Raw genomic sequence first — 22881 nt, forward strand, 5'->3', positions numbered from 1 at the left:
GCACCAGCTAAATAGCCAGTTTGACGCCAGTAACATCGCGCCCCGGCCAGTGCTTGGGTACAATTCCCCGCTAATTTGATCGAGTATCAGGAACAATTACATGATCGCTTGCCTGCGGCTGTTCTCTGCCCTCTGCCTCGCTGCCCTATTGGTGGCGTGCGCCAGCTCGCCCTCGTCCAGCCTTGGCGAACTCCCACGGACTCCGGATGCCAGTATCGAGCAACTGCTCGAACAGGCCGCCACCAGCAAAACGCCGGAGAAAGCGGCGTTGCTGCGTCTGAGCGCGGCGGACCTGGCCTACCGCCAGAACAATCCCGGCCAGGCCGCGCAGATCCTTGCGCAAGTCCCGCTGGAACAACTCAAGCCCGGCCAACAGGTCTTCGCCAGCACGCTGGCGGCCGAACTGGCCATGGCCCGCAACCAGCCCAAAGCGGCGCTGAGCGCCTTGAGCCATCCGAGCCTGCAGCGTCTGGGTGAAATGCCGGAAGAGCAACAGGTCCGCACCGGCACTGTTCATGCCCTGGCGCTTGAGGCCGATGGCCAGACCCTGGCCGCCGCACGGGAGCGCATCTTCATTGCTCCGCTGCTCAGCGGTGACGCCGCCAGCAAGAACCATGAAGCGATCTGGACATTGATTGCCTCCCTGCCCACCGATCAATTGCAACCCACCAGCGAGGATGATCTCGGTGGCTGGTTGAGCCTGGCGCTGGCGGTCAAAACCGCCGGCACCCTGGAACAGCAACAGGCCGCTATCGACAGCTGGATAGCCCAGAACCCGAAACACCCGGCCGCCATTCAACTGCCGCTACCGCTGACCCAGCTCAAGCAACTGGCCAGCCAACCGATTAGCAAGATCGCCTTGCTGCTGCCTCAGGAAGGTCCTTTGGCCTCGGTGGCCAAAGCCCTGCGCGAAGGTTTCATGGCTGCTCACTACCAGGCCCAGCAAGCCGGGCAGAAGCCACCGAGCATCGAGTTCTATGACAGCTCGCGCCTGACTTCCCTGGACGAGTTCTATCGCAAGGCCCAGGCCGACGGCGTGCAACTGGTGATCGGCCCGCTGGAAAAACCACTGGTCAAACAACTCAGTGCCCGCCCGCAACTGCCGATTACCACCCTCGCCCTGAACTACAGCGAAGGCAACCAGGGCCCGGCGCAACTGTTTCAGTTCGGCCTTTCCGCCGAAGACGAAGCCCGCGAAGTGTCGCGCCGCGCCCGTGCCGACGGCCTGCAACGCGCCGCCGCCATGGTCCCTAAAGGCGAATGGGGCGATCGCATACTCAAGGCCTTCCGTCAGGACTGGGAAGCCAACGGCGGCACCGTGATCGGTGTCGAGCGTGTGGACCAACCAGTGGCCCTGGCCCAGCAGATCGCCAATCTGTTCCAGCTGCGCCAGAGCGAAGGCCGCGCCAAAACCCTGCAGAGCACCGTTGGCTCGCAAGTCGCCGCACAGCCTTCACGTCGCCAGGACATCGAATTCCTGTTCCTCGCCGCGACCCCACAACAGGCGCAGCAGATCAAACCGACGCTGAATTTCCAGTACGCAGGCGATGTGCCGGTTTATGCCACCTCCCACGTGTTCAGTGCCAGCGGCGATCAGAACCAGTACAACGACATGAATGGCGTGCGCTTCTGTGAAACGCCATGGCTGCTGGATCCCAACGATCCGCTGCGCAAGGAAGTGACTGCACAATGGCCACAAGCCGGCGGCAGCCTGGGTCGCCTGTACGCCATGGGCGTCGATGCCTATCGCCTGGCGCCGCGCCTGGGTCAGCTCAAGGCACTGCCAGACAGCCGCATCGAAGGTCTGTCAGGCAGCTTGAGCATGGGCCAGACCCAACGGATCCAGCGCCAACTGCCTTGGGCCGAGTTCGTCAGTGGCCAGGTTCAACGCCTGCCCGATACCCCGCACTGATGCCCGACAGGTCACGCCAGCAAAGCGGTCGAGATGCGGAAAGCCAGGCGCTCAAGCATCTCCAGCAACAGGGTTTGCGCCTGCTGGCGCAGAACTGGTTGTGCAAACGCGGCGAGCTTGATCTGGTCATGCTTGATGGCGATACAGTAGTATTCGTCGAAGTCCGTTACCGACAACACACGCAATGGGGCGGCGCACTCGGCAGCATCGATGCCCGCAAGCGCCAGAAGCTGATACTCGCCGCGCAGTATTTTCTGCAGCGCGAGTCACGCTGGGCCGACTACCCCTGCCGTTTCGATGTGGTCGCCATAGACAGCGCCACGGGTACAGCATCTCATTTGAACTGGCTACGGAATGCCTTTGACAGTTGATCGAAGCGCTCAAGCCGAGCCGGTCATTTTCACTCAACCATTTTGCTCTTTGCTTTGCGGGCTGCACTTTCATGTGCCGGAAAGCCGCGCCACTTAAGGTCACACAGATGGACATGCAATCCCGAATTCGCCAGCTTTTTCAGGCCAGTATCGATACCAAGCAACAGGCGATGGACGTACTTGCACCGCACATCGAGCAAGCCAGCCAGGTGATGGTCAACGCCCTGCTCAACGAAGGCAAAATGCTCTCGTGCGGTAATGGCGGCTCCGCCGGCGACGCACAGCATTTCTCTTCCGAGCTGCTCAACCGCTTCGAGCGCGAGCGCCCGAGCCTGCCAGCCATCGCGCTGACCACCGACAGCTCGACGATCACCTCGATCGCCAACGACTACAGCTACAACGAAATCTTCTCGAAACAGATCCGCGCCCTCGGCCAACCCGGCGATGTTTTGCTGGCGATTTCTACCAGCGGCAACTCGGCGAACATTATTCAAGCGATCCAGGCCGCACATGATCGCGAAATGATTGTCGTAGCATTGACTGGACGCGATGGCGGCGGCATGGCTTCGTTGCTGTTGCCCGAAGACGTCGAAATCCGCGTACCGGCCAATGTCACTGCACGTATTCAAGAAGTCCACCTGCTGACGATCCACTGCCTTTGCGACTTGATCGACAGCCAACTGTTCGGGAGTGAAGAATGACCCCTAATCGCCTTGGCCTACTGGCCTTGACTCTGTGCCTGAGCATCAGCGGCTGCACCTCGGTAGTTACTGCCAGCCGCGAAAAACCCATTGATGACGACCGCGGCACCCGCACTTTCGGCAGCACGATCGACGATTCTTTGATCGAAACCAAGGCTGGCGTGAATATCTCCAAGGCCAATCCGGACCTGGACAAAAACTCGCATATCGTCATCACCAGCTTCAACGGCATCGTTCTGCTCGCCGGACAGACACCGCGCGCCGACCTCAAGGCCCAGGCCGAACAGGTTGCGAGCGCTGTCCAGCGCGTGAAGAAGGTGCATAACGAACTGCAGGTCATCCCGCCCTCCTCGCTCCTGGCGCGGCAGAACGACACCTGGCTGACCACCAAGATCAAGACCCAGATGCTCGCCGACGCCAACATCCCCGGCTCGCGCATCAAGGTCGTGACCGAGAATGGCATCGTCTATCTGTTGGGGCTGGTGACCAAACAGGAAGCCGTCCAGGCCACCAGTCTGGTGCAGGGCGTTTCCGGCGTGCAGAAGATCGTCAAACTGTTCGAGTACATCGACTGAGATGCACTCTGTAGGCGCCGCGGGCTGAGATCTTTTGACTTTGCTTTTCAAGATCAAGATCAAGATCAAAAGATCGCAGCCTTCGGCAGCTCCTACGTAACAAAAAAGGCGATCCTTGCGGATCGCCTTTTTTGTTATTTGACCACTTTCAAACTCGGCCGGCCGGTTGGACGCGGCGGCTCGTTATCGGGTGGCGGAACGTCGTCATCAGGCTCGACGTCCTCATCGTCTTCCAGGGAAGACTCCAGATCGAAGACCATACCCTGGCCATTCTCCCGGGCATAAATACCAAGGATCGCAGCTATAGGCACGTACAGCGTATGCGGCACACCGCCGAAACGCCCTTCGAAGCTGACTGCATCGTTATCCATGTGCAAATGCCGCACAGCACTGGGTGATACATTCAGGACAATCTGGCCGTCACTGGCAAAGCCCTGCGGCACCTGCACCGACGGGTACTCGGAATTGACCAGCATGTGCGGGGTGCAATCGTTGTCAACAATCCACTCATAGAGCGCACGGACCAGATAAGGTCGACTGGAGTTCATAGCGGCTCCTTAAGCTTTTTAGCGCATATCGCGTTCGACACCAGACAGACTCGCCTGGAAAGCCTCACGCGCAAACTGGCGCTCCATATAATCAAGCAGCGGCTTGGCCGGCCGCGGCAATTCAATACCTAGAATCGGCAAACGCCAGAGTATTGGCAATAGGCAGCAATCGACCAGGCTTTGTTCCTCACTGAGGAAAAACGGCTTGTCGGCGAACAGCGGCGAAACACCGGTGAGGCTTTCGCGCAGTTCTTTACGAGCCTGTACGCGAGCGGCTTCTTTGCTGCGCGAATCCAGAATCAGATCCACCAGCCCACACCAGTCACGCTGAATGCGATGAATCAGCAGACGGCTATTGGCACGCGCCACCGGATACACCGGCAGCAAGGGTGGATGCGGGTAACGCTCATCCAGATATTCCATCACCACGGTTGACTCCCACAACGCCAGGTCACGATCGACCAGGGTGGGCAAGCTGCCGTAAGGGTTCACTTCGATCAGTTTCGGTGGATGACGACCCACCTCCACGCTGATGATCTCGGCGCTGACACCCTTCTCTGCGAGCACGATGCGTACTCGGTGGGAATAGTGGTCGGCGGGGTCGGAGTAACAGGCCAACCGATTGGTCACGCCCATGGCGGTCCTCCTCGCTTGTTGAAATTATCGGGAGCGGAAAAACGAGCGCGCCCAGAGGACGCCTCCCGTAACGCCTGGAGATCCAGACTCGTTACACTTTCAGAGACGCCCTTGGGCGCGCACGATTAACAGCAATTGCTTACAACTTAATCAATGAACATCCTTCCAGTATTCGCGCTTGAGCAGATAAGCGAATACGAAGAAGAAGGCCAGGTACAGCAACACGTAGGTACCGATGCGCTGATGCTGCAGCTTCACCGGGTTGGCCGAGTAGGCCAGGAAGGTCACCAGATTCTTGACCTTCTCGTCGAACTGCTCTTCGTTCAGCGTACCGGTTTTCGGCAACACGGTCATCTGATCGCAGGCTTCGTGAGTCAAAGCCGTGCCAGTCAGTGGATCGAATTGCTTTTTACCGTCTTCGACGATTTGAACTTGTTTGCAGCCTATCACCTGACGACCTTGCAGGCCGACCAGAACGTTAGGCATACCGACGTTCGGGAATACCTTGTTGTTCACACCATAAGGACGAGACGGATCTTCGTAGAAAGACCGCAGGTAGCCGTAGAGCCAATCCGTACCACGAACACGAGCTACCAGAGTCAGGTCCGGCGGAGCCGCACCGAACCAGGTCTTGGCGTCGGCAGACTGCATGCCGATGCTCATGTGGTCGCCGATCTTGGCGCCGGTGAACACCAGGTTCTTGAGCATCAGATCATGGGGAATACCCAGATCGTCGGCAACGCGCTCATAGCGCTGGAACTTGGCGCTGTGACAGCCCATGCAATAGTTGGCGAATGTGCGCGCACCATCCTGCATCGCTGCCTTGTCGGAGACGTCGATATCGACCTTTTCCAGCTCAGGACCACCGTGCTCGGCCCCGAAGGACAATACAGGCATAGCGGCAAGAATCAGTACAGCAAATAGCTTTTTCATCAGCCAGTCACCCTTTCCGGAACCGGTTTGGTCTTCTCGAGCCTGGTGTAGAACGGCATCAGAATGAAGTAGGCGAAGTACAGGAAGGTACATACCTGCGACAGCAGCGTACGGGCCGGGGTCGGCGCCAGAACACCCAGCACACCCAGAATCACGAACGAGATGCAGAACACCCAGAGCCAGATCTTGCTCAGCCAGCCTTTGTAGCGCATGGATTTGACCGGACTACGGTCAAGCCAGGGCAGGACGAACAGCACGGCAATCGCGCCACCCATGGCGATAACACCCAGGAGCTTGTCCGGAATCGCACGCAAGATCGCGTAGAACGGTGTGAAGTACCAGACCGGTGCAATGTGTTCCGGGGTCTTGAAGGCGTTCGCCACTTCAAAGTTCGGCTTCTCAAGGAAGTAGCCGCCCATTTCCGGGAAGAAGAACACGATCGAGCAGAAGACGAACAGGAACACCACCACGCCGACGATATCTTTCACGGTGTAGTACGGATGGAAAGGAATGCCATCCAGCGGCACGCCGTTTTCGTCTTTATGTTTCTTGATGTCCACGCCGTCCGGGTTGTTCGAACCGACTTCGTGCAGCGCCAGGACGTGCAGCACCACCAGGCCGAGAATCACGATCGGCAAGGCGACTACGTGCAGGGCGAAGAAGCGGTTCAGGGTAATACCCGAAATCAGGTAGTCACCACGGATCCACTGGGTCAGGTCGTTGCCGATGACCGGGATCGCACCGAACAGCGAGATGATCACCTGGGCACCCCAGTAGGACATCTGGCCCCACGGCAGCAGGTAGCCCATGAAGGCTTCAGCCATCAGCGCCAGGTAGATCAGCATGCCGAACACCCACACCAGCTCACGCGGCTTCTGATACGAACCGTAGAGCAAGCCACGGAACATGTGCAGATAGACCACGATGAAGAACGCCGAGGCGCCGGTGGAGTGCAGCAGACGCAGGATCGAGCCGTACTCGACGTCGCGCATGATGTATTCGACGGAAGCGAAAGCTTCTTCCGCCGACGGGGTGTAGCTCATGGTCAGCCAGACACCGGTAACGATCTGGTTAACCAGCACCAGCAGTGCCAGGGAGCCAAAGAAATAGAAGAAGTTGAAGTTCTTCGGGGCGTAGTACTTACTGAGATGGTCTTCCCACATTTTGGTGGCGGGAAAGCGCGCATCAACCCAATCCATGAACTTGCTCATCACGCTTTCTCCGTATCGACGCCAACGACAATGATGTCGTTCGACTCATAGGAATGCGGGGGAACTGGCAGGTTCAAAGGCGCAGGTTGCGACTTGTAGACGCGGCCAGCCAGATCGTAGTGGGAACCGTGGCAAGGGCAGAAATAACCCCCTACCCAGTCCGCGCCCAGATCCGCAGGAGCCACTTCTGGACGGAAGGTCGGCGAACAGCCCAGGTGTGTGCAAATTCCGATCAGCAGCAGAATTTCTGGTTTGATCGAACGCACTACCGGGTCGACATAAGTCGGTTGGTCCGAGTTCTTGGAGTCAGGGTCAGCAAGCTTCCCCTCGATCTTCTTAAGATTCCCCAGGATTTCCTCCGTACGGCGGACAATGAACACCGGCTGACCGCGCCACTCAGCAATCATCTGCTGACCTGGCTCAATCTTGCTGACATTCACTTTCACCGGTGCACCTGCGGCTTTCGCCTTGGCACTGGGAAACCATGACCCCACGAACGGGACCGCAGCCCCCACCGCTCCTGCAGCACCCACCACGGATGTGGCTGCTACCAAGAAGCGACGCCGGCCTGCATTCACGCCGTCATTGCTCATTCAGTCCTCTCCCATCAGCTTTGTGGCCTGTTAAATCAGGCATCTACTAAGTAAAAATCTGAACTTATAAAAATTTTGCCGAATGGTAATGAAAAGCCCCTACTCTGACAAGGTAATTACCATCCCACTCCAGCGTGAAGCCTTGTAATGCAGGGGGCGGAGGATGTGGCAAGTTGTCACAGCTAAAACTATCGCCCATAAAAAACGCCCAGCTCCGTGAGGAAACTGGGCGCTTTTGAACGTAAAAGCGAATTAACGCTTCGAGTACTGCGGACGCTTACGCGCTTTACGCAGACCAACTTTCTTACGTTCAACTTCACGTGCATCACGAGTAACGAAGCCAGCTTTGCGCAGAGCACCGCGCAGAGTTTCGTCGTACTGCATCAGAGCGCGAGTGATACCGTGGCGGATTGCGCCAGCTTGACCACTTACACCACCACCGATCACGGTGACGTAGATGTCGAATTTCTCGACAGTCTCAGTCAATTCCAGCGGCTGGCGAACTACCATGCGGGCAGTTTCGCGACCGAAGAAATTTTCCAGGGTGCGGTTGTTGATGGAGATGTTACCAGTGCCCGGACGCAGGAAAACGCGTGCGGTTGCAGTCTTGCGACGGCCAGTGCCGTAATTTTGAGTCGCCGACATAATGAACTATTCCGTTAAAACTTCAGTTCTTGGGGCTGCTGAGCAGTATGAGGGTGTACAGCGCCCGCATAGACTTTCAGCTTACGGTACATGTCGCGACCCAACGGGTTCTTAGGCAGCATGCCTTTAACCGCGGTCTCGATCACGCGTTCAGGAGCTTTGGCGATCAGCTTTTCGAAGTTGATCGACTTAATCCCGCCCGGGAAACCGGAGTGAGAGTAGTACATTTTGTCAGTGAACTTGGCGCCAGTGACACGTACTTGCTCAGCGTTGATCACGACGATGTAGTCACCGGTGTCAACGTGCGGAGTGTACTCAGGCTTGTGCTTGCCACGCAGGCGGCTCGCGATTTCGGTGGCCAGACGACCCAGGGTCTGACCAGCAGCGTCGACGATGAACCAGTCGCGCTTTACTGTTTCCGGTTTAGCAGTAAAAGTTTTCATTCTTTATAGCCTCAGGGGCCGCCCTGATAAATTAGACGGCGGATCTTACTGAATAGTGCGTACTTTGACAAGTCAAAGGCAGCCGGATACAGACGCTATCGGGGGCTCGGGTCAGCGCGTCCGTTCAACGGCAAGATTCTTCGGCAGGCGGCGCATCACTTCCACTGCAGAAAGAGGTGCGCAATTATGCAGATTGCGAAAAAATTTTCAACCTGCTTTTATGAATGTTTTGCCAAGGGAGCACCCGATGGACTATCGCCAGCTAGGCAGAACCGATCTGAATGTGAGCGCCATCTGCCTCGGGACCATGACCTGGGGCGAGCAAAACAGCGAGGCAGAGGCCTTCGCCCAGATCGAACGGGCCAAGAGCGCCGGGATCAATTTCATCGATACCGCCGAAATGTATCCGGTGCCGCCGAAAGCCGAAACCTACGCCAGCACCGAACGTTATCTCGGAAACTGGTTCAAGACCCGTGGTGATCGCGCCGACTGGGTACTGGCGAGCAAGATCGCCGGCCCCGGCAACACCATCGATTATATTCGCGACGGCCAGCTCAAGCACAACCGCAAGCACATCGTCGAAGCGTTGGACGCCAGCCTCAAACGCCTGCAGACCGAATGGATCGACCTGTACCAGCTGCACTGGCCGGAGCGCAGTACCAATTTCTTCGGCCAGCTCGGCTACACGCACAAGGCCGACGAGGATTTCACGCCACTGGAAGAAACCCTTGAAGCACTGGACGAGCAGGTCAAGGCCGGCAAAATCCGTCATATCGGCCTGTCCAACGAAACCCCGTGGGGCACCATGAAGTTCCTCGCCCTGGCTGAAAGCCGCGGCTGGCCACGGGCGGTGTCGATCCAGAACCCCTACAACCTGCTCAACCGCAGCTTCGAAGTCGGCCTGGCGGAAATCGCTATCCGCGAACAGTGCGGGTTGCTGGCTTATTCGCCGCTGGCGTTCGGTTTTCTCTCGGGCAAGTACGAAGGTGGGGCTCGCCCGGCCAAAGGCCGCCTGAGTCTCTACAGCCGCTTCAGCCGCTATTTCAACCCACAGTCAGAAGCTGCGTGCAGCCGTTACGTTGCACTGGCCCGCGAACACGGCCTGGATCCGGCGCAGATGGCCCTGGCCTATGTGACGCAGCAGCCATTCGTGACCAGCAATATCATCGGCGCCACCACCCTCGAACAACTCGAGAGCAATCTGGCGAGCTTCGAGCTGAAGTTGTCCGGTGAAGTGCTGGCGGGGATCGAGGCGATTCACAAGGATCATCCGAACCCGGCGCCGTAATTTTCGGCGTTCCCGAAAAGATCGCAGCCTGCGGCAGCTCCTACGGATGTACACCTGTAGGAGCTGCCGAAGGCTGCGATCTTTTTTCAGGCACCGCAGATTGATCAAAGCGACCGCGCAATAATCTCCTTCATGATCTCATTGGTCCCCGCATAGATCCGCTGCACCCGCGCATCCGCCCAGGCGCGGGCGATCGGGTATTCCCACATGAAGCCGTAACCGCCGTGCAACTGCACGCACTCGTCGAGCACCTTGCATTGCAGGTCGGTACCCCAATACTTGGCCATTGCCGCCGTCGGCACGTCCAGCTTGCCTTGCAGATGCAACTCCAGGCAGCGATCGACAAAGACCCGGCCGATCTGGATTTCCGTGGCCATCTCGGCCAGCTTGAAGCGGGTGTTCTGGAAGTCGGCGATCGCCTTGCCGAACGCCTTGCGTTCGCGGGTGTACTCCAGCGTCCACTGCAATGCCGCCTCGGCCGACGCCAGGCCGCCTATGGCGACCGTCAGGCGCTCCTGAGGCAATTCCTGCATCAGATAGGCGAAGCCCATCCCGGCCTGCCCCAGCAGGTTCTCCTTGGGCACACGGACGTCCTGGAAGAACAGCTCGGAAGTGTCCTGGGCCTTCATCCCGACTTTTTCCAGACGCTTGCCCTTGGCGAAGCCCGGCGTGTCCGCTTCCACCAGGAACAGACTGGTACCCTTGGCGCCGGCTTTCGGGTCGGTCTTGGCCACGACAATCACCAGATCGGCGAGAAAGCCGTTGGTAATGAAGGTTTTCGAGCCATTGATCACGTACTCGTCACCGTCCAGCACCGCCGTGGTTTTCACCCCTTGCAGGTCGGAACCGGCGCCCGGCTCGGTCATCGCGATGGCCGTGACCATCTCCCCCGAGACCAGCTTCGGCAGGTACTTGTGCTTCAGCGCTTCACTGCCGTAATGCAGGATGTACGGCGCGACGATGTCCGAGTGCAGGGAAAAACCGATGCCGGTCAAACCCAGACGCCCGACCTCCTCGATCACCACCGCGCTATAGAGAAAATCCGCCCCGAGGCCACCGTATTCTTCCGGCAGATGCGAGCAGAGCATCCCCGCCTCCCCCGCCTTGTTCCACAGTTTGCGGTCGATGTACCCCTGTTTTTCCCATTGCCCGTGGAACGGTACAGCCTCTTTCTCGAGAAACGTGCGCACGCTGTCGCGAAACAGTTCGTGCTCGGAACTGAACAAGGTTCTGGGGATCATGCGGGCACCTGTAATTATTGTTAGTCGGGATTGGTCCTCAGAGCCTAAGCCCGCGATTCGATACAGGACACTGGACACATACGACAAAAAATAAGACGATCCAGCCGTTTGGTGACCACTTTCCCCTATAAGAATAATTGAATTTATGTCTATCCAGCTCTCCACGCCCCTGCGGCGCGTCAGCATCCTGGCTATCGACCGGGTTTTCGCTTCCACCCTGATGCAAGCCAAGGATTTCTTCCATCTGGCCAGCTTGCGTTATGGCAAACAACTCGGTCACGGCCTGACTCCGGCCTTCGAAACCCGTCTGGTCAGCCCTGACGGACAACCGGTGTGCAGCTTCAGTGACGTGATCCTGCCGGTGGACGGCGGCCTGGAAAACACCGACGTGATCATCCTCCCGGCCTTCTGGGACGATTTCGAAACCCTCTGCCAGCGCTATCCACAAGTATTGCCATGGCTGCGCGAGCAACATAAACGCGGCGCGGTGCTCTGCGGCGAAGCCACCGGGGTGTTCTGGCTCGCCGAGGCCGGTCTGCTCGACGGCAAGGAAGCGACCACCTACTGGCGTTTCTTCAATGCCTTCAGCGAACGCTTCCCCAAGGTCCAGCTCAATCAGGACAAACACCTGACCGACGCCGACAACCTGTACTGCGCCGGCGGCACCACCTCGGCCTGTGACCTCTACATCTACCTGATCGAGCGTTTCTGTGGCGCCAACGTCGCCCAGGCCGTGGCCCGCGACATTCTCTATGAAGTGCAGCGCAGCTATTCGCCGGGCCGGATCGGCTTCGGCGGACAGAAACTGCACCAGGACGTGATCATCCTGCAGATCCAGCACTGGCTCGAAGAACACTTCGCCGACAAGTTCCGCTTCGAAGACGTCGCCCGCGAACACGGCATGAGCATCCGCAACTTCATGCGCCGCTTCCAGACCGCCACCGGCGACAAGCCGCTGCACTACCTGCAACGCCTGCGCATCGAAACCGCCAAGGGCCTGCTTTCCGCCAGCCGCAAAAGCATCAAGACCATCAGCTATGAAGTCGGCTACGACGATGCGAGCTTCTTCGCCCGACTGTTCCGCCAGCACACCGAACTGTCGCCGAATCAGTATCGGCAGCAGTTTCAGCAGGCGGCATAGGAAAGCGCAGTCGCACCACCACGCTTCTTCGGCGCATAGGAGATCGCACCACACCACCACGCTTCTTCGGCGCATAGGAGATCGATAAAGATCGCAGCCTTCGGCAGCTCCTACGCGGTGTAGGACATGACCCTGTAGGAGCTGCCGCAGGCTGCGATCTTTTGATCTTCAGCAACAGAAAAGGGCCTGCAATGCAGACCCTTTTTTATTTTCCGAAATATCCTACGGCTTGTGCGCCCGCGACAGGAACTCGTGGGACTGCATTTCCAGCAGCCGGCTGAGGGTGCGCTGGAACTCGAAGTTCAGACGGCCGCCGGTGTAGAGGTCTTTGAGCTCGACTTCGGCGGAAATGATCAGTTTGACGTTACGGTCGTAGAACTCGTCGACCATGTTGATAAAGCGTCGGGCGATGTCGTCGGTGGTGACAGTCATCTGTTCGACGCCGCTGATCAGCACGGCATGGAAAATCTTGCCGAGTTCGATGTAGTCGTTCTGGCTGCGTGGGCCGTCGCAGAGTTCGCGAAAGTCGAACCAGGCCACGTCTTCACAGGTGCGCAGGGCACGGATTTCGCGGTTTTCGATCATCAGCACATCGTTTTCGACAGCCATAGTGCAATCCGGCGTCAGCGCCTGGAAGCTCTTGCGCAGGCTTTCGTTGGCCTCAGCGTCCAGTGGAAAGTGGAACAGCTCGGCCTGTTCGAGGTGACGCAGGCGATAATCGACGCCGCTGTCGACGTTGACGATGTCGGTGTTCTGCTTGATCAGCGCGATAGCCGGCAGGAAGCGTGCGCGTTGCAGGCCATCCTTGTACAGGCCGTCCGGGACGATGTTCGAGGTGGCAACCAGGGTCACGCCATTCTTGAACAGCTCTTCCATCAGCGTGCCGAGGATCATCGCGTCGGTAATGTCGGACACGAAGAACTCATCGAAACAGATCACCCGCGCTTCGTCGGAGAAACGCTTGGCGATGATGGTCAGCGGGTTTTTCTCGCCCGGCAGAGTTTTCATCTCTTCGTGCACGCGCTTCATGAAGCGGTGGAAGTGAGTGCGGACCTTTTCCTTGAACGGCAGGGCTTCGAAGAAGGTATCGACCAGGTAGGTCTTGCCGCGGCCAACGCCGCCCCAGAAGTACAGACCCTTGACCGGTGCCTGGTCTTTTTTGCCAAACAGTTTGCCGAACAGGCCCGGCTTGCTCTGCGAGGCGGCGACCAGATCGTCGTACAAGCGCTGCAAATGACGCACCGCAGTTTCCTGGGCGGCGTCATGGAAGAATTCCGGGCGTTTCAGATCAGCTTGATATCGTTCTAGGGGCGTCATAATTCGCTGGCAAGGACAACAAAAACGGGCCGTCACTGTAGCGACGACCCTTGAGAATGGCAATCAACCCTTAGTCGGGCTGGCCCCTGATTAGTCCTGAGAAGGACTCAGAGCGATCCGCAAAGCCTCGATGGCCGCATCACGCGCAGCGCCGTCGGCGAATACCGGGCTATCCGCCACGCACTCACCTTCCAGCCAGACGCTGAAGCTCAGGTCTTCGCTACGCAGGTCCAGTTCCTGACCCGTTTGCAGCTGCTTGGTCACCGCGCCAGCGGTTTTACCGTCGGCAAAGTTGCGCGACAGCAGCAATTGCTCGCCGTCTGCCGCCAGCAGACGGAAGCGAAAACTGCCGTCGTCTTCACGGAAGCTGACGAAACGTGCGGCCTTTGCGGCTTTCTTTTTGGTGGTCGTGGCGGCTTGCGTCTGATTGACGAAAGAGCGCAGGCCGACCGCTTCACGCAGCTCGTTGAGGAACGGTGTGGCGACACTGCGGGCTTTCTTCGCGCCGATCTGGAGAATGTCTTCCAGGTCCGCCGGACGTTCGAGCAACAGGTGATAACGCTCGCGGGACTCGCCCAGTTCGTTGTCCAGCAGCTTGAACAAACGATTCTTGGCTTCGCCCCAACCCAGGCCCTGCAACAGTTCGCTGCGGAATTCGTCGGCCTGTGCCGGTGTGGCGAAGGCCTGGAACAGGGTGAACAGGTGCGAATTGTCCGGATCCTTGGCTTCACCCGGCGCGCGGGAATCGGTGACGATCCGCGAGATGGCGTCTTTCATTTCCTTGGCGCTGCTGAACAACGGGATGGTGTTGTCGTAGCTTTTGGACATCTTGCGGCCGTCGAGACCTGGCAGTGTTGCCACGCCCTCTTCGATCACTGCTTCGGGCATGGTGAAGAATTCTTTGCCCTGGCCGAACAGGTGGTTGAACCGCTGGCCGATGTCCCGAGCCATTTCCACATGCTGGATCTGATCGCGACCGACCGGCACCTTGTGCGCGTTGAACATCAGAATGTCCGCGGCCATCAGCACCGGGTAGCTGTACAAGCCCATGGTGATACCGGCATCCGGGTCTTCACCGGTTTCGACGTTCTTGTCCACCGAGGCCTTGTAGGCGTGAGCACGGTTGAGCAGGCCCTTGGCCGCGACGCAGGTCAGCAGCCAGGTCAGCTCAGGGATTTCCGGGATATCGGACTGGCGATAGAAAGTTACCCGATTCACATCCAGACCACCGGCCAGCCAGGTCGCGGCGATTTCCAGACGCGAGCGCTGGATGCGCAGCGGATCATCGCACTTGATCAGGGCATGGTAGTCAGCCAGGAAGTAGAACGAATCGGCATTGCTGTCACGGCTGGCGAGGATCGCCGGACGGATGGCCCCGGCATAGTTGCCCAGGTGCGGCGTGCCGGTGGTGGTGATGCCGGTGAGAATTCGCGTACGAGTAGTCATGGGTAATCGCTTATCAGACTGCTATCAATTCGAAAGGCGCGGCAGGATCAGATCTTTGAGGTCCGTCAGCTTGCCGTGAAAAAAGTGTCCGCATTCTGCCACTTTCAGCAGCTCATGGGGGCGATCAAGGGCCGCGGACCACTCGTAGACCCGTTGCGGATCGATCACTTCGTCGGTTTCTGGCTGAATCAGGGTCAGCGGGCAGTTTCGCGGCAACTGATCCAGATCGCCCAAACGCATCACGGCAGGCGCGATCATGAATAAGTGAGCAAGTGTTTCACCCTTGGCTTCCAGGCGACCACCAAGGCTGGCCGCGACGAAACCGCCAAAGGAGAAACCGAACAGAGTCATTGGCAAGTCAGGGTGTTTGGCCCGCAACCATTGGGCTGTAGCCTGTGCATCATCGACTTCACCGGTGCTCATGTCATGGCTACCGGCGCTGGCGCCAACTCCGCGATAGTTGAAGCGCAAGGTGATCAAGCCGGCGTCCCGCGCTGTGCGCTGAAGGGTCGACACGACTTTATTGAGCATGGTCCCACCCTGCACCGGATTCGGGTGGCAGATCAGCGCCAGGCCACGGGCGTCGGGCTGATCCAGGTACAAGGCTTCCAATTGGCCAACCGGGCCATCGATAAATACAGGGGTTTCGCGCATAAGCAAGGAAGGAACTCCGTGACCTCGAATTGGGTCGACTCGTCTAGCTAAAAGTCTGCGCCTGGCATGATTGCGATCTCGTCGCGGTATACAGCGCAGGTCCGAGCCGTTAACGTAAAGCAAAGCCGTTTATAGAGGAAGGACTCGTGGAACACTCGCTCTTAGTTTGGTTGTTGCCGACTCTTGCCCTGGTTGCTGGTGTCGCCATTGGATTCTTGATCGCCCGGCTGTTGCCGAATGCCGCGCCTAACCGCACGCAACGTCAGCTGGATGATATTCAGGAACGTTTTGACAGTTATCAGAATGAAGTGGTTACCCATTTCAACAGCACTGCGTCTTTGGTGCAAAAGCTCACTCAAAGCTATCAGGATGTGCAAGATCATCTCGCCGAGGGCGCCAATCGTCTGGCCCTGGACGAACTGACTCGCCAACGCCTGCTGGCCGCACTGCACGCCGACTCTGTGCAGGCTCCACGGGAACGCCTGACGCCACCGCGCAGTCAGGAAGCGCCGAAAGATTACGCGCCAAAAACGCCGAACGCTCCTGGCATGCTCGATGAACATTACGGCCTGAAGAAGTAACCGGACTTTTCGAGCGACACTAAAAAGCCCGCCTGATCACTGATGATCGGGCGGGCTTTTTTGTGCCTGAGTGTTAGTCGGGCTTATTGCTGGCCTTGCTGATACTGCTGACCAGGAATCGCCTTGAGGTTGACCTCGACCCGACGGTTCTGCGCGCGGCCATTAACGTCGCCGTTGCTGGCGACCGGATTGTCCGGCCCGGCACCGCGAGCCGACAGGTTGGTACCGCTGACGCCTTGGGAAGTCAGGTAAGTCGCCACGCTCTGGGCCCGACGCTGGGACAGGTCCATGTTGTGCTGACGGCTGCCGGTGCTGTCGGTGTAGCCGACGATTTCAATCTGGTTCTGGTTGAACTCCTTGAGGGAGCCCGCCAGGTTGTTCAGCGGCTGATAGAAGCTTGAAGCGATGTTCGCCGAATCGGTGGCGAAGGTGATGTTGCCCGGCATGATCAGCTTGATCTGATCGCCCTGACGCTGCACTTCGACCCCGGTATTGGCCATGCTCTCACGCAGCTTCTTTTCCTGCTGATCGGCGTAGTAGCCATAACCGGCGGCCGAGGCACCGACCACTGCGGCGCCAATCAGCGCGCCCTTGCCACGGTTGTTGTGGTCGATAGCGGCACCGGCCAGCGCCCCGGCCAACGCACCCAGCCCACCGTACTTGGCGGTCTTGCTCATGCCCGTGGAACTGTCGGCCTGACCCTGGTTGTCATACGGGTTAGGCGAAGCGCAGCCAGACAGCAAAGCCACGGCAGTAGCGACAATAATCAAACGACGCGAGGTGAACATGGAAAGCTCCTACTTTTTTTTGCATTCTGTGGTGCAGCGGACGTTGGCAATAGACCTTAGCTGGGGTTGGAACACGACGGACGGCAAAAATTCCATCAACTCGTCCAGGCCAATCAATCAGGCCCGCACAAAAGGGTTTTCGCGCATTTCATCACCCAGACGGGTGTCGGGGCCATGGCCGGTGATCACGGTTGCGTCTTCATCGAGGGTGTACAGACGCTGCTTGATCGAGCGCACGATGGTCGCCTGGTCGCCGCCCCACAAATCCGTGCGCCCTACCCCGCGACGAAACAGTGTGTCACCGGCAATCAGTAGCTTGGCCTCGGAAAACCAGAAGCTCATAGACCCGGGAGTATGTCCGGGTGTGTGCAACGCCACGCCACAGCCGCAGGCCAACTCTTCGTCATCGGCCAGCCAGCGATCCGGAGGCGGCACTGGCGTATAGGGCACGCCGAACATACTGCATTGCATCTCCAGGTTGTCCCAGAGGAACTGATCCTCTTTATGCAGATGCAGCGTGGCGCCGGTTTTTTCCTTCAACAGGCCGGACGCGAGGAAGTGATCGAGATGGGCGTGGGTGTGAATGATGCTCACCACCTTCAGGCCCAAGGCATCGAGCCGCGCCAGGATCAATTCATGATTGCCACCGGGATCGACGACGATGGCTTTTTTCGTGATCGGATCGCCGATGATCGTGCAGTTGCACTGCAACGGGCCGACGGGGAAGGTTTCGCGGATAACCGCAGTCTTTGCTGCTTGCATGGGTACTCCTGTAAGATCGATGGCATATGAGTTGGCGCAGTGCGGTGGGCAATGGTGAAGTTCAGCAACAAAGGCTCCTGGCACGCGCAAATCGTGTCTGAAGAGTGGCCCGAGTGGACCTGCACATTCAAGCCGACAGTAAAAGCCAAAAGCCAGGATGACGCAGTCGATTTTATTTACCAAGCGAATGTCGACGACGCCCATGTGTAAAAACCCCTCAACGCAGGCTATTTCGTTGACGGGAATGCCCATTTCAGAACGGCCTACCAGCCAGACCTCTTCGCGAAGGTCGCTGAAACCATCCCCTAGTTCAATCTATAAAATAGTCAGTACTGCCCGTGCGATGCTAAATGCGTTCAACCTGAAACTGGATTTTTCATGACCTACCCTGGCACTCTTTTTTTACGATTTACGCTCACGGTTTTGACGGTTGGATTTATCGCACACATCGCCGGAATGCTATTAATAATCGATGGCAGTCGTCACACCACGATTTCCAATGCCACCTTGTTCATACCTGCATTGATTCTCTGCATTTTTGACAAGCCATTGCGTGAAAGCCTGATCAGCAGAAAATACTTGCTCATCGGCCTGATGTTGATTTTCACAATACTGATAGCCTTGACAAACAACAATTCGGAAAACCCGGTTTTTGTACAATTTAAAACAGCGTTATACGTTATTTTATACCTTGCTACCATTAACCTGCTGGTCAGAGAAGGTAGAATGGAGGCATGCCTTAACATCTTGTTTGTGCTTGCTGGAACATCGGCCATTGCAAGCTTGATCCTGCAATCGATACTGCAGAACCACAATATATTCCTCAGCGGAAATCGCCTGTACAGCTTGGGCTACGGAGAGTACGCCGACTTTCAGAATCCTATCATTGCAGCACTGTACTATGGATTTTTCGGGATTTACGGTTTTTGTCAGTTGCTCACCAAACGTTACTCTCTAACCACAACCCTGCTGTTCGGTGCTTGTATCCTGGGCTTGTCCTTGTTCGTCTATTGCACCTTTTCTCGCGGGGTCTGGCTTGGATATGGCATCGCGCTGTGCACGACGGCTATTCTTCATCGCAGTGCCCGTTCGAAAAAGTGGCTCATTGCAACGGCGGTATTGGGAGTGGCCATATCAATTTGGCTGTCGCCCATATTGATTGATCAGCAAGTTCGGGGGCTGAGCCTCCGAGACCTCATCTGGGAAGGCTGGCTTGAACGCATGAAGCAATTCTGGTTAACCGGCGCCGGGGCGGGGCGCAGGTTTGACATATGCCTCGCAGGCGACCAGTGCTTCTCTCAAGCCCATAATCTTTTTCTGCAGTTTTTTTATGAGTATGGGGTCGTTGGACTTCTGTTAATGCTAGCCATGCTCGTCGTCGCATTTCGGCAGTCTATGGATCGCAGAGCCTGGAACATGCCTTTGGGCTCGATAGGCTTGCCCTTGCTTATCTTCAGCATCACTACCGCCCTGTTTGATTATCACACCGTCTTGAATAGGCCTGGCGTCTACTGGATGATCTTCTGGTTGCCCATCGGGGTCATTGTTTCGACTCAGTTACTGATGGACGCTCAAGATAAAAGGACTGCCCATGCCAGCTAGCATCTTTAGCACGGCCAAACGTTATTGGCATATCGAAATCATTGGCGGCCTGGACAAACCTTTCAGTTGGAAGCGGCTCATTCAAAAGTGCCGCAGAAGCAATAGATACCGTTACATTTTCTGGTTCCGACTGGCTTATGTGTTACATGCTCAAGGCAATAAATTCTGGAAGCGTCGAGGCAAACTGCTCAACGAAAAGATAAGCCGTCAGTTTAACGTCGAGATCATGTTGGGTGCCACTATTGGTGAGGGATTGTGGATTGCCCACCCTACCGGCATCGTGATTTCATCGCATGCCGAAATCGGCAAGAACTTCAAAATCTGGCAGAACTGCACTATTGGCATCAAGGGTCAACGAGATGACATCCAGCTGATCATAGGTGACGGGGTTAGAGTCCACGCACACTCATGTATTATTTCTGACGACCTGAAGTTAGGGAACGATGTTGTTGTCGGTGCCGGCAGCTTTATCAATAAAAGTGTAGCCGCGGGTCACGTCGTGTTTAATCCGCGAACTGAAGAGGTTCGTGAGTACGACGTAAAACTGATGGGCCGCCTTCAACAGTAAATAAGTCCAATTCCTACAGCCCCCCTGTCGTATTTGTAGGAACTGGCAGCGATCTTTTTATGTGTCCCACCAATCCTGTCGCAAGGGAGCCTCAACTTAAGACTCCCAACTCCTTCGCCCGCGCCACGGCCTGGGTCCGGCGTTCGACGCCGAGTTTGCTGTTGATGTGGCTGGCGTGGGTTTTTACCGTGTGCAGGGAGATGAACAGCCGGTCGCTGATTTCCTGGTTCGAACACCCTTGAGCGATCAATCGCAGCACCGCCAGCTCACGGGCACTGAGGTTTTCCGTGTGATGCTGCGGTTCGACCGGCTCACGGGCCACCACCAGCGGCAAACGCTCGAGCAGACTTTGCCGCAACGCTGGATGCGGGCAATTCGGGAGTTGTTCTCGCAGCCAGTCGGGATGTCCGCTCAACAACCATTCGAAGGGTTGCTGGACACCGCCCGACGCCGCTTCAAACGCCTGAGCCATGGCTTGCCGGGCCTCAGGTTCACGCCCGCTGCCAAGCAGCAACGCGACCTTCTGATTCAACGCCATCACGCTGAGCATCAGCCGGCCGGTTTGCTGCCCGCGCTCGACCAGTTTATTCAACCGTTGCTCGGCAAGCGCTGACTGCCCCTGGATCACCTCGAGTGACGCCTGTTGCAATTCGATGTGCAGCGGCAGTTGCGGATGGAACTCCGGAGGCGCTGCCGCCTGTTCACCGTTATAGGTCTGTCCCAACCGCGCCAGCCAAGCTTCGGCCAGATCGGTACGCCCCTGGGCCAGCCACAGCTGGCATTTGACCAAGGTGATCATCGCCAGGTAGTAGATCGGCGGCACGTCCCAGATATGCATCAGTCGCTCGGCCTCGGCCAGCTCGGCGAAAGCCCTGGCGAATTGACCGTTGCTCCCTTCCAGGGAGGCGATCACGCAATGGCCGATCAACACGCTGATATCCCGACAGGCACGCGCCTCGACCAGGCCCGTCTGCAAGCAGGCAAGACCGGCTTCGGGCTGGGAAAGCAGGGTCAGCAAATAGCCTTCATACAGGATCAGACGTGCACGCACCGCATATAGCCGCAAGGTGGACAACCCCTGCAGGCGCTGCAAACCCTGACGCACTTCATCGAGCGCGCGGAGGATTTCCCCTCGGGCATGCAGTACCCGAGCCCTATCGGAATGGGCCAAGGCTTCGAACAGCGGGTTGCCGACCCGTTGCGCCAACTCCAGGGACTCACGGTTCAAGCCTCGGGCACGCCACAGATCGGCGTCGGCAATCGCCAGATTGGAGAGGGTTGAAAGACACATCAAACGCTGCCCGTAACGCTTCTGCGGCAGGCTTTCCAGTGCTTCGGTGCAATAAAGTCGGGTCAATTCGCGGTTACCGCGACCTCGGGCGATGATTCCGCTCAGTGCCAGCCATTGCGCCAGCATGGATTTCTGCGCGGTCTCCGAAGGCGCCGGCAGGAAACGACTCAAATGACTGGCCAGCTCCTCGGCCGCGTCCAGTTGACAGGCCAATCCCAGCGCCCAGCTATAGAGCACGATCAACCGTGGCGTACTGATCAGCAGGCTGTCGGGCAGGTCCATTTTCCAGCGCAGCAGCATGCCGACGTTTTGTTCGGCCAACAGCTGTTCTTCGGAAAGGTTCTGCACCAGATTCGCCGCGACATCCAGATGTCCGGCCCGCAACGCCTGCTCCACTGCTTCGTCGAGCAGGCCCTGGGCATTGAACCAGCGGCAGGCCCGCAGGTGCAGGCTGGCCGCGGGCAATACCGCATTGGCCGTGGGACGAGTCCGAAGCAGGTCGGAAAACAGATGGTGGTAACGGTACCAATGGCCCTGGTCATCCAGGGGCACCAGGAAAACCTGATGGGCTTGCAGGTAACGAAGAATTTCGGCGCTGTCGTGGGCTTCGCGCACGGCGTCGCACAACTCGCTGCAAAAACGCTCCTGGGGCGCGGTGTCATAGAGAAATGACTGCACCTCGGCGGGCAGGCAATCGATGACCTCTTCGAGCAGATAATCGCGAATCAAACCCTCGCCGCCGTGCAACACCTGGGGCAGTGCACCGCCACTGCCAGCTTCGGAAGCCGCCAGCAACCAGAAGCGCAGCCCGGCCACCCAGCCTTCGCTGCGCTGGATCAGGCTTTCCAGGGCCTCACCGCGCAATGAACTGCTGTGCCGGTCAAGCAAGGCCAGGGATTCGTCGTGGGTCAGGCGCAGGTCCTGCTCATTCAGCTCGAGCAATTGCCGGGACAGCCGCAACCGCGCCAGGTGCCAGTTCGGACGCTGCCGGCTGGTGACCAGCACCAGCAAACCATCGGGCAGATGATTGAGAAAAAATTGCAGGCAGCGATCGAGCACCGGGCCCTGGGCCAGGTGATAGTCATCCAGCACCAGCAGCAATGGATTGCCTGGCACGAGGTGATCGGCCAGCTCGTCGAGCAGGCCATCGAGCCACTCTTCGAAGGCGAACGGCTGATGGCGCTGACGCATTTTCAACAGGCCGAGGGCCTGGCTGCCCAGTTGCGGGAAATAGTGTTGAAGACCATCGAGCAGACGCTCGAGGAAACGCCCGGGATCGCTGTCGCGAGGACTCAAGCCCAGCCAGAGGCTGCGCCAGTGAGCCGGCAGGCTCTGACAGAACTCCACCGCCAGCGAGCTTTTTCCAAACCCGGCCGGAGCGCTGACCAACAGCAAACGCCCGTTCAAGCCGGCACTCAGGCGCTCGCACAGGCGAGGCCGCAGTACATAGCCGTCGGGCAAGGGTGGACGGTAAAAGCGCCCTTCCAGCGCTGGAACAGCAACGCCGGAAGGCCCTTGTATACGGGACAGGTCAGTCATAGCCAACTCTTGTTTAATGCTGTTGTCGGCATTGCAGATGTCCGCAGACTAGCGGTAAAAGGCCTGATGTTGAAGGTTATTGCTGAAAATTGATG

At 57.9% G+C, this 22881-nt stretch carries 23 protein-coding genes; 9 read left to right on the plus strand and 14 right to left on the minus strand.

Going from position 1 to position 22881, the window contains the following annotated elements:
* Window positions 1–100: 100 nt before the first annotated feature.
* The 4 genes from ACA064_RS27220 to ACA064_RS27235 all read left to right on the plus strand — a co-directional run bounded on the left by ACA064_RS27220 (window position 101) and on the right by ACA064_RS27235 (window position 3559).
* Entirely contained in the window at window positions 101–1912 is a 1812-nt protein-coding gene (locus ACA064_RS27220; protein WP_497670893.1) for a penicillin-binding protein activator, read from the plus strand.
* On the plus strand, window positions 1912–2283 hold the full coding sequence (locus tag ACA064_RS27225; RefSeq protein WP_497670894.1) for a YraN family protein: 372 nt from the start codon (window positions 1912–1914) through the stop codon (window positions 2281–2283). Before ACA064_RS27220 ends, ACA064_RS27225 begins: the two co-directional genes overlap by 1 nt.
* Window positions 2284–2390: 107 nt before the next feature.
* On the plus strand, window positions 2391–2984 hold the full coding sequence (locus tag ACA064_RS27230) for a phosphoheptose isomerase (RefSeq protein ID WP_003171862.1): 594 nt from the start codon (window positions 2391–2393) through the stop codon (window positions 2982–2984).
* Window positions 2981–3559, plus strand: coding sequence for a BON domain-containing protein (locus ACA064_RS27235; protein ID WP_497670895.1), 579 nt, complete (start codon window positions 2981–2983; stop codon window positions 3557–3559). The genes ACA064_RS27230 and ACA064_RS27235 overlap by 4 nt, the downstream gene beginning before the upstream one ends.
* Window positions 3560–3693: 134 nt before the next feature.
* On the opposite strand, the gene ACA064_RS27240 is transcribed toward ACA064_RS27235, so the two are convergent.
* The 7 genes from ACA064_RS27240 to rplM all read right to left on the minus strand — a co-directional run bounded on the left by ACA064_RS27240 (window position 3694) and on the right by rplM (window position 8568).
* Window positions 3694–4107 carry a ClpXP protease specificity-enhancing factor gene (locus ACA064_RS27240; RefSeq protein ID WP_497670896.1) on the minus strand — a complete coding sequence of 138 codons (414 nt, stop codon included), beginning with the start codon at window positions 4105–4107 and terminating at the stop codon, window positions 3694–3696.
* A gap of 18 nt (window positions 4108–4125) precedes the next feature.
* On the minus strand, window positions 4126–4743 hold the full coding sequence (locus ACA064_RS27245; protein WP_003216049.1) for a glutathione S-transferase N-terminal domain-containing protein: 618 nt from the start codon (window positions 4741–4743) through the stop codon (window positions 4126–4128).
* Between the two features lie 150 nt (window positions 4744–4893).
* Window positions 4894–5676 carry a cytochrome c1 gene (locus tag ACA064_RS27250; protein ID WP_497670897.1) on the minus strand — a complete coding sequence of 261 codons (783 nt, stop codon included), beginning with the start codon at window positions 5674–5676 and terminating at the stop codon, window positions 4894–4896.
* Complete coding sequence (locus ACA064_RS27255; RefSeq protein WP_497670898.1) at window positions 5676–6887, minus strand: cytochrome b; 1212 nt, start codon at window positions 6885–6887, stop codon at window positions 5676–5678. Before ACA064_RS27255 ends, ACA064_RS27250 begins: the two co-directional genes overlap by 1 nt.
* On the minus strand, window positions 6887–7480 hold the full coding sequence (petA, locus tag ACA064_RS27260) for a ubiquinol-cytochrome c reductase iron-sulfur subunit (protein WP_497670899.1): 594 nt from the start codon (window positions 7478–7480) through the stop codon (window positions 6887–6889). Before petA ends, ACA064_RS27255 begins: the two co-directional genes overlap by 1 nt.
* Window positions 7481–7732: 252 nt before the next feature.
* Window positions 7733–8125: a 30S ribosomal protein S9 gene (rpsI, locus tag ACA064_RS27265; RefSeq protein WP_003216038.1), complete on the minus strand. Its 393-nt coding sequence runs from the start codon at window positions 8123–8125 to the stop codon at window positions 7733–7735.
* Between the two features lie 14 nt (window positions 8126–8139).
* A complete protein-coding gene (gene rplM, locus ACA064_RS27270) occupies window positions 8140–8568 on the minus strand; it encodes a 50S ribosomal protein L13 (RefSeq protein ID WP_150641864.1) in 429 nt (142 codons plus the stop codon).
* Window positions 8569–8815: 247 nt separating this feature from the next.
* Between rplM and ACA064_RS27275 the strand changes: the two genes are divergently transcribed.
* A complete protein-coding gene (locus tag ACA064_RS27275) occupies window positions 8816–9856 on the plus strand; it encodes an NADP(H)-dependent aldo-keto reductase (RefSeq protein WP_497670900.1) in 1041 nt (346 codons plus the stop codon).
* Window positions 9857–9960: 104 nt separating this feature from the next.
* Here ACA064_RS27275 and ACA064_RS27280 read toward each other — a convergent pair whose 3' ends face one another.
* On the minus strand, window positions 9961–11097 hold the full coding sequence (locus ACA064_RS27280) for an acyl-CoA dehydrogenase family protein (protein ID WP_497670901.1): 1137 nt from the start codon (window positions 11095–11097) through the stop codon (window positions 9961–9963).
* A gap of 244 nt (window positions 11098–11341) precedes the next feature.
* Here ACA064_RS27280 and ACA064_RS27285 point away from each other — a divergent pair, with 244 nt between their 5' ends.
* On the plus strand, window positions 11342–12238 hold the full coding sequence (locus ACA064_RS27285; protein ID WP_497674341.1) for a GlxA family transcriptional regulator: 897 nt from the start codon (window positions 11342–11344) through the stop codon (window positions 12236–12238).
* A gap of 222 nt (window positions 12239–12460) precedes the next feature.
* Here ACA064_RS27285 and zapE read toward each other — a convergent pair whose 3' ends face one another.
* From zapE to ACA064_RS27300, 3 genes are all read right to left on the minus strand, one after another.
* Window positions 12461–13555, minus strand: coding sequence for a cell division protein ZapE (gene zapE / locus ACA064_RS27290; RefSeq protein ID WP_497670902.1), 1095 nt, complete (start codon window positions 13553–13555; stop codon window positions 12461–12463).
* 90 nt (window positions 13556–13645) lie between these two features.
* Complete coding sequence (locus tag ACA064_RS27295; RefSeq protein ID WP_497670903.1) at window positions 13646–15001, minus strand: tryptophan--tRNA ligase; 1356 nt, start codon at window positions 14999–15001, stop codon at window positions 13646–13648.
* A gap of 24 nt (window positions 15002–15025) precedes the next feature.
* On the minus strand, window positions 15026–15655 hold the full coding sequence (locus tag ACA064_RS27300; RefSeq protein WP_497670904.1) for an alpha/beta hydrolase: 630 nt from the start codon (window positions 15653–15655) through the stop codon (window positions 15026–15028).
* Window positions 15656–15801: 146 nt separating this feature from the next.
* On the opposite strand from ACA064_RS27300, the gene ACA064_RS27305 reads away from it, so the two are divergent.
* Window positions 15802–16236: a Z-ring associated ZapG family protein gene (locus ACA064_RS27305; RefSeq protein ID WP_497670905.1), complete on the plus strand. Its 435-nt coding sequence runs from the start codon at window positions 15802–15804 to the stop codon at window positions 16234–16236.
* Window positions 16237–16319: 83 nt separating this feature from the next.
* Here the strand turns inward: ACA064_RS27305 and ACA064_RS27310 are convergent, their stop codons facing one another.
* Together ACA064_RS27310 and ACA064_RS27315 are read right to left on the minus strand one after the other, a co-directional pair.
* A complete protein-coding gene (locus ACA064_RS27310) occupies window positions 16320–17024 on the minus strand; it encodes a YiaD family glycine zipper/OmpA-like lipoprotein (RefSeq protein ID WP_497670906.1) in 705 nt (234 codons plus the stop codon).
* A 117-nt stretch (window positions 17025–17141) separates the two neighbouring features.
* A complete protein-coding gene (locus ACA064_RS27315; protein ID WP_497670907.1) occupies window positions 17142–17786 on the minus strand; it encodes an MBL fold metallo-hydrolase in 645 nt (214 codons plus the stop codon).
* A 378-nt stretch (window positions 17787–18164) separates the two neighbouring features.
* Here ACA064_RS27315 and ACA064_RS27320 point away from each other — a divergent pair, with 378 nt between their 5' ends.
* Window positions 18165–19388, plus strand: coding sequence for an O-antigen ligase family protein (locus tag ACA064_RS27320; protein ID WP_497670908.1), 1224 nt, complete (start codon window positions 18165–18167; stop codon window positions 19386–19388).
* Window positions 19378–19956 carry a serine O-acetyltransferase gene (locus tag ACA064_RS27325; RefSeq protein WP_497670909.1) on the plus strand — a complete coding sequence of 193 codons (579 nt, stop codon included), beginning with the start codon at window positions 19378–19380 and terminating at the stop codon, window positions 19954–19956. The genes ACA064_RS27320 and ACA064_RS27325 overlap by 11 nt, the downstream gene beginning before the upstream one ends.
* A gap of 91 nt (window positions 19957–20047) precedes the next feature.
* Here the strand turns inward: ACA064_RS27325 and ACA064_RS27330 are convergent, their stop codons facing one another.
* On the minus strand, window positions 20048–22786 hold the full coding sequence (locus tag ACA064_RS27330; protein ID WP_497670910.1) for a winged helix-turn-helix domain-containing protein: 2739 nt from the start codon (window positions 22784–22786) through the stop codon (window positions 20048–20050).
* Window positions 22787–22881 lie beyond the last annotated feature (95 nt).

It is taken from the genome of Pseudomonas sp. LBUM1658 (genome assembly GCF_059716055.1).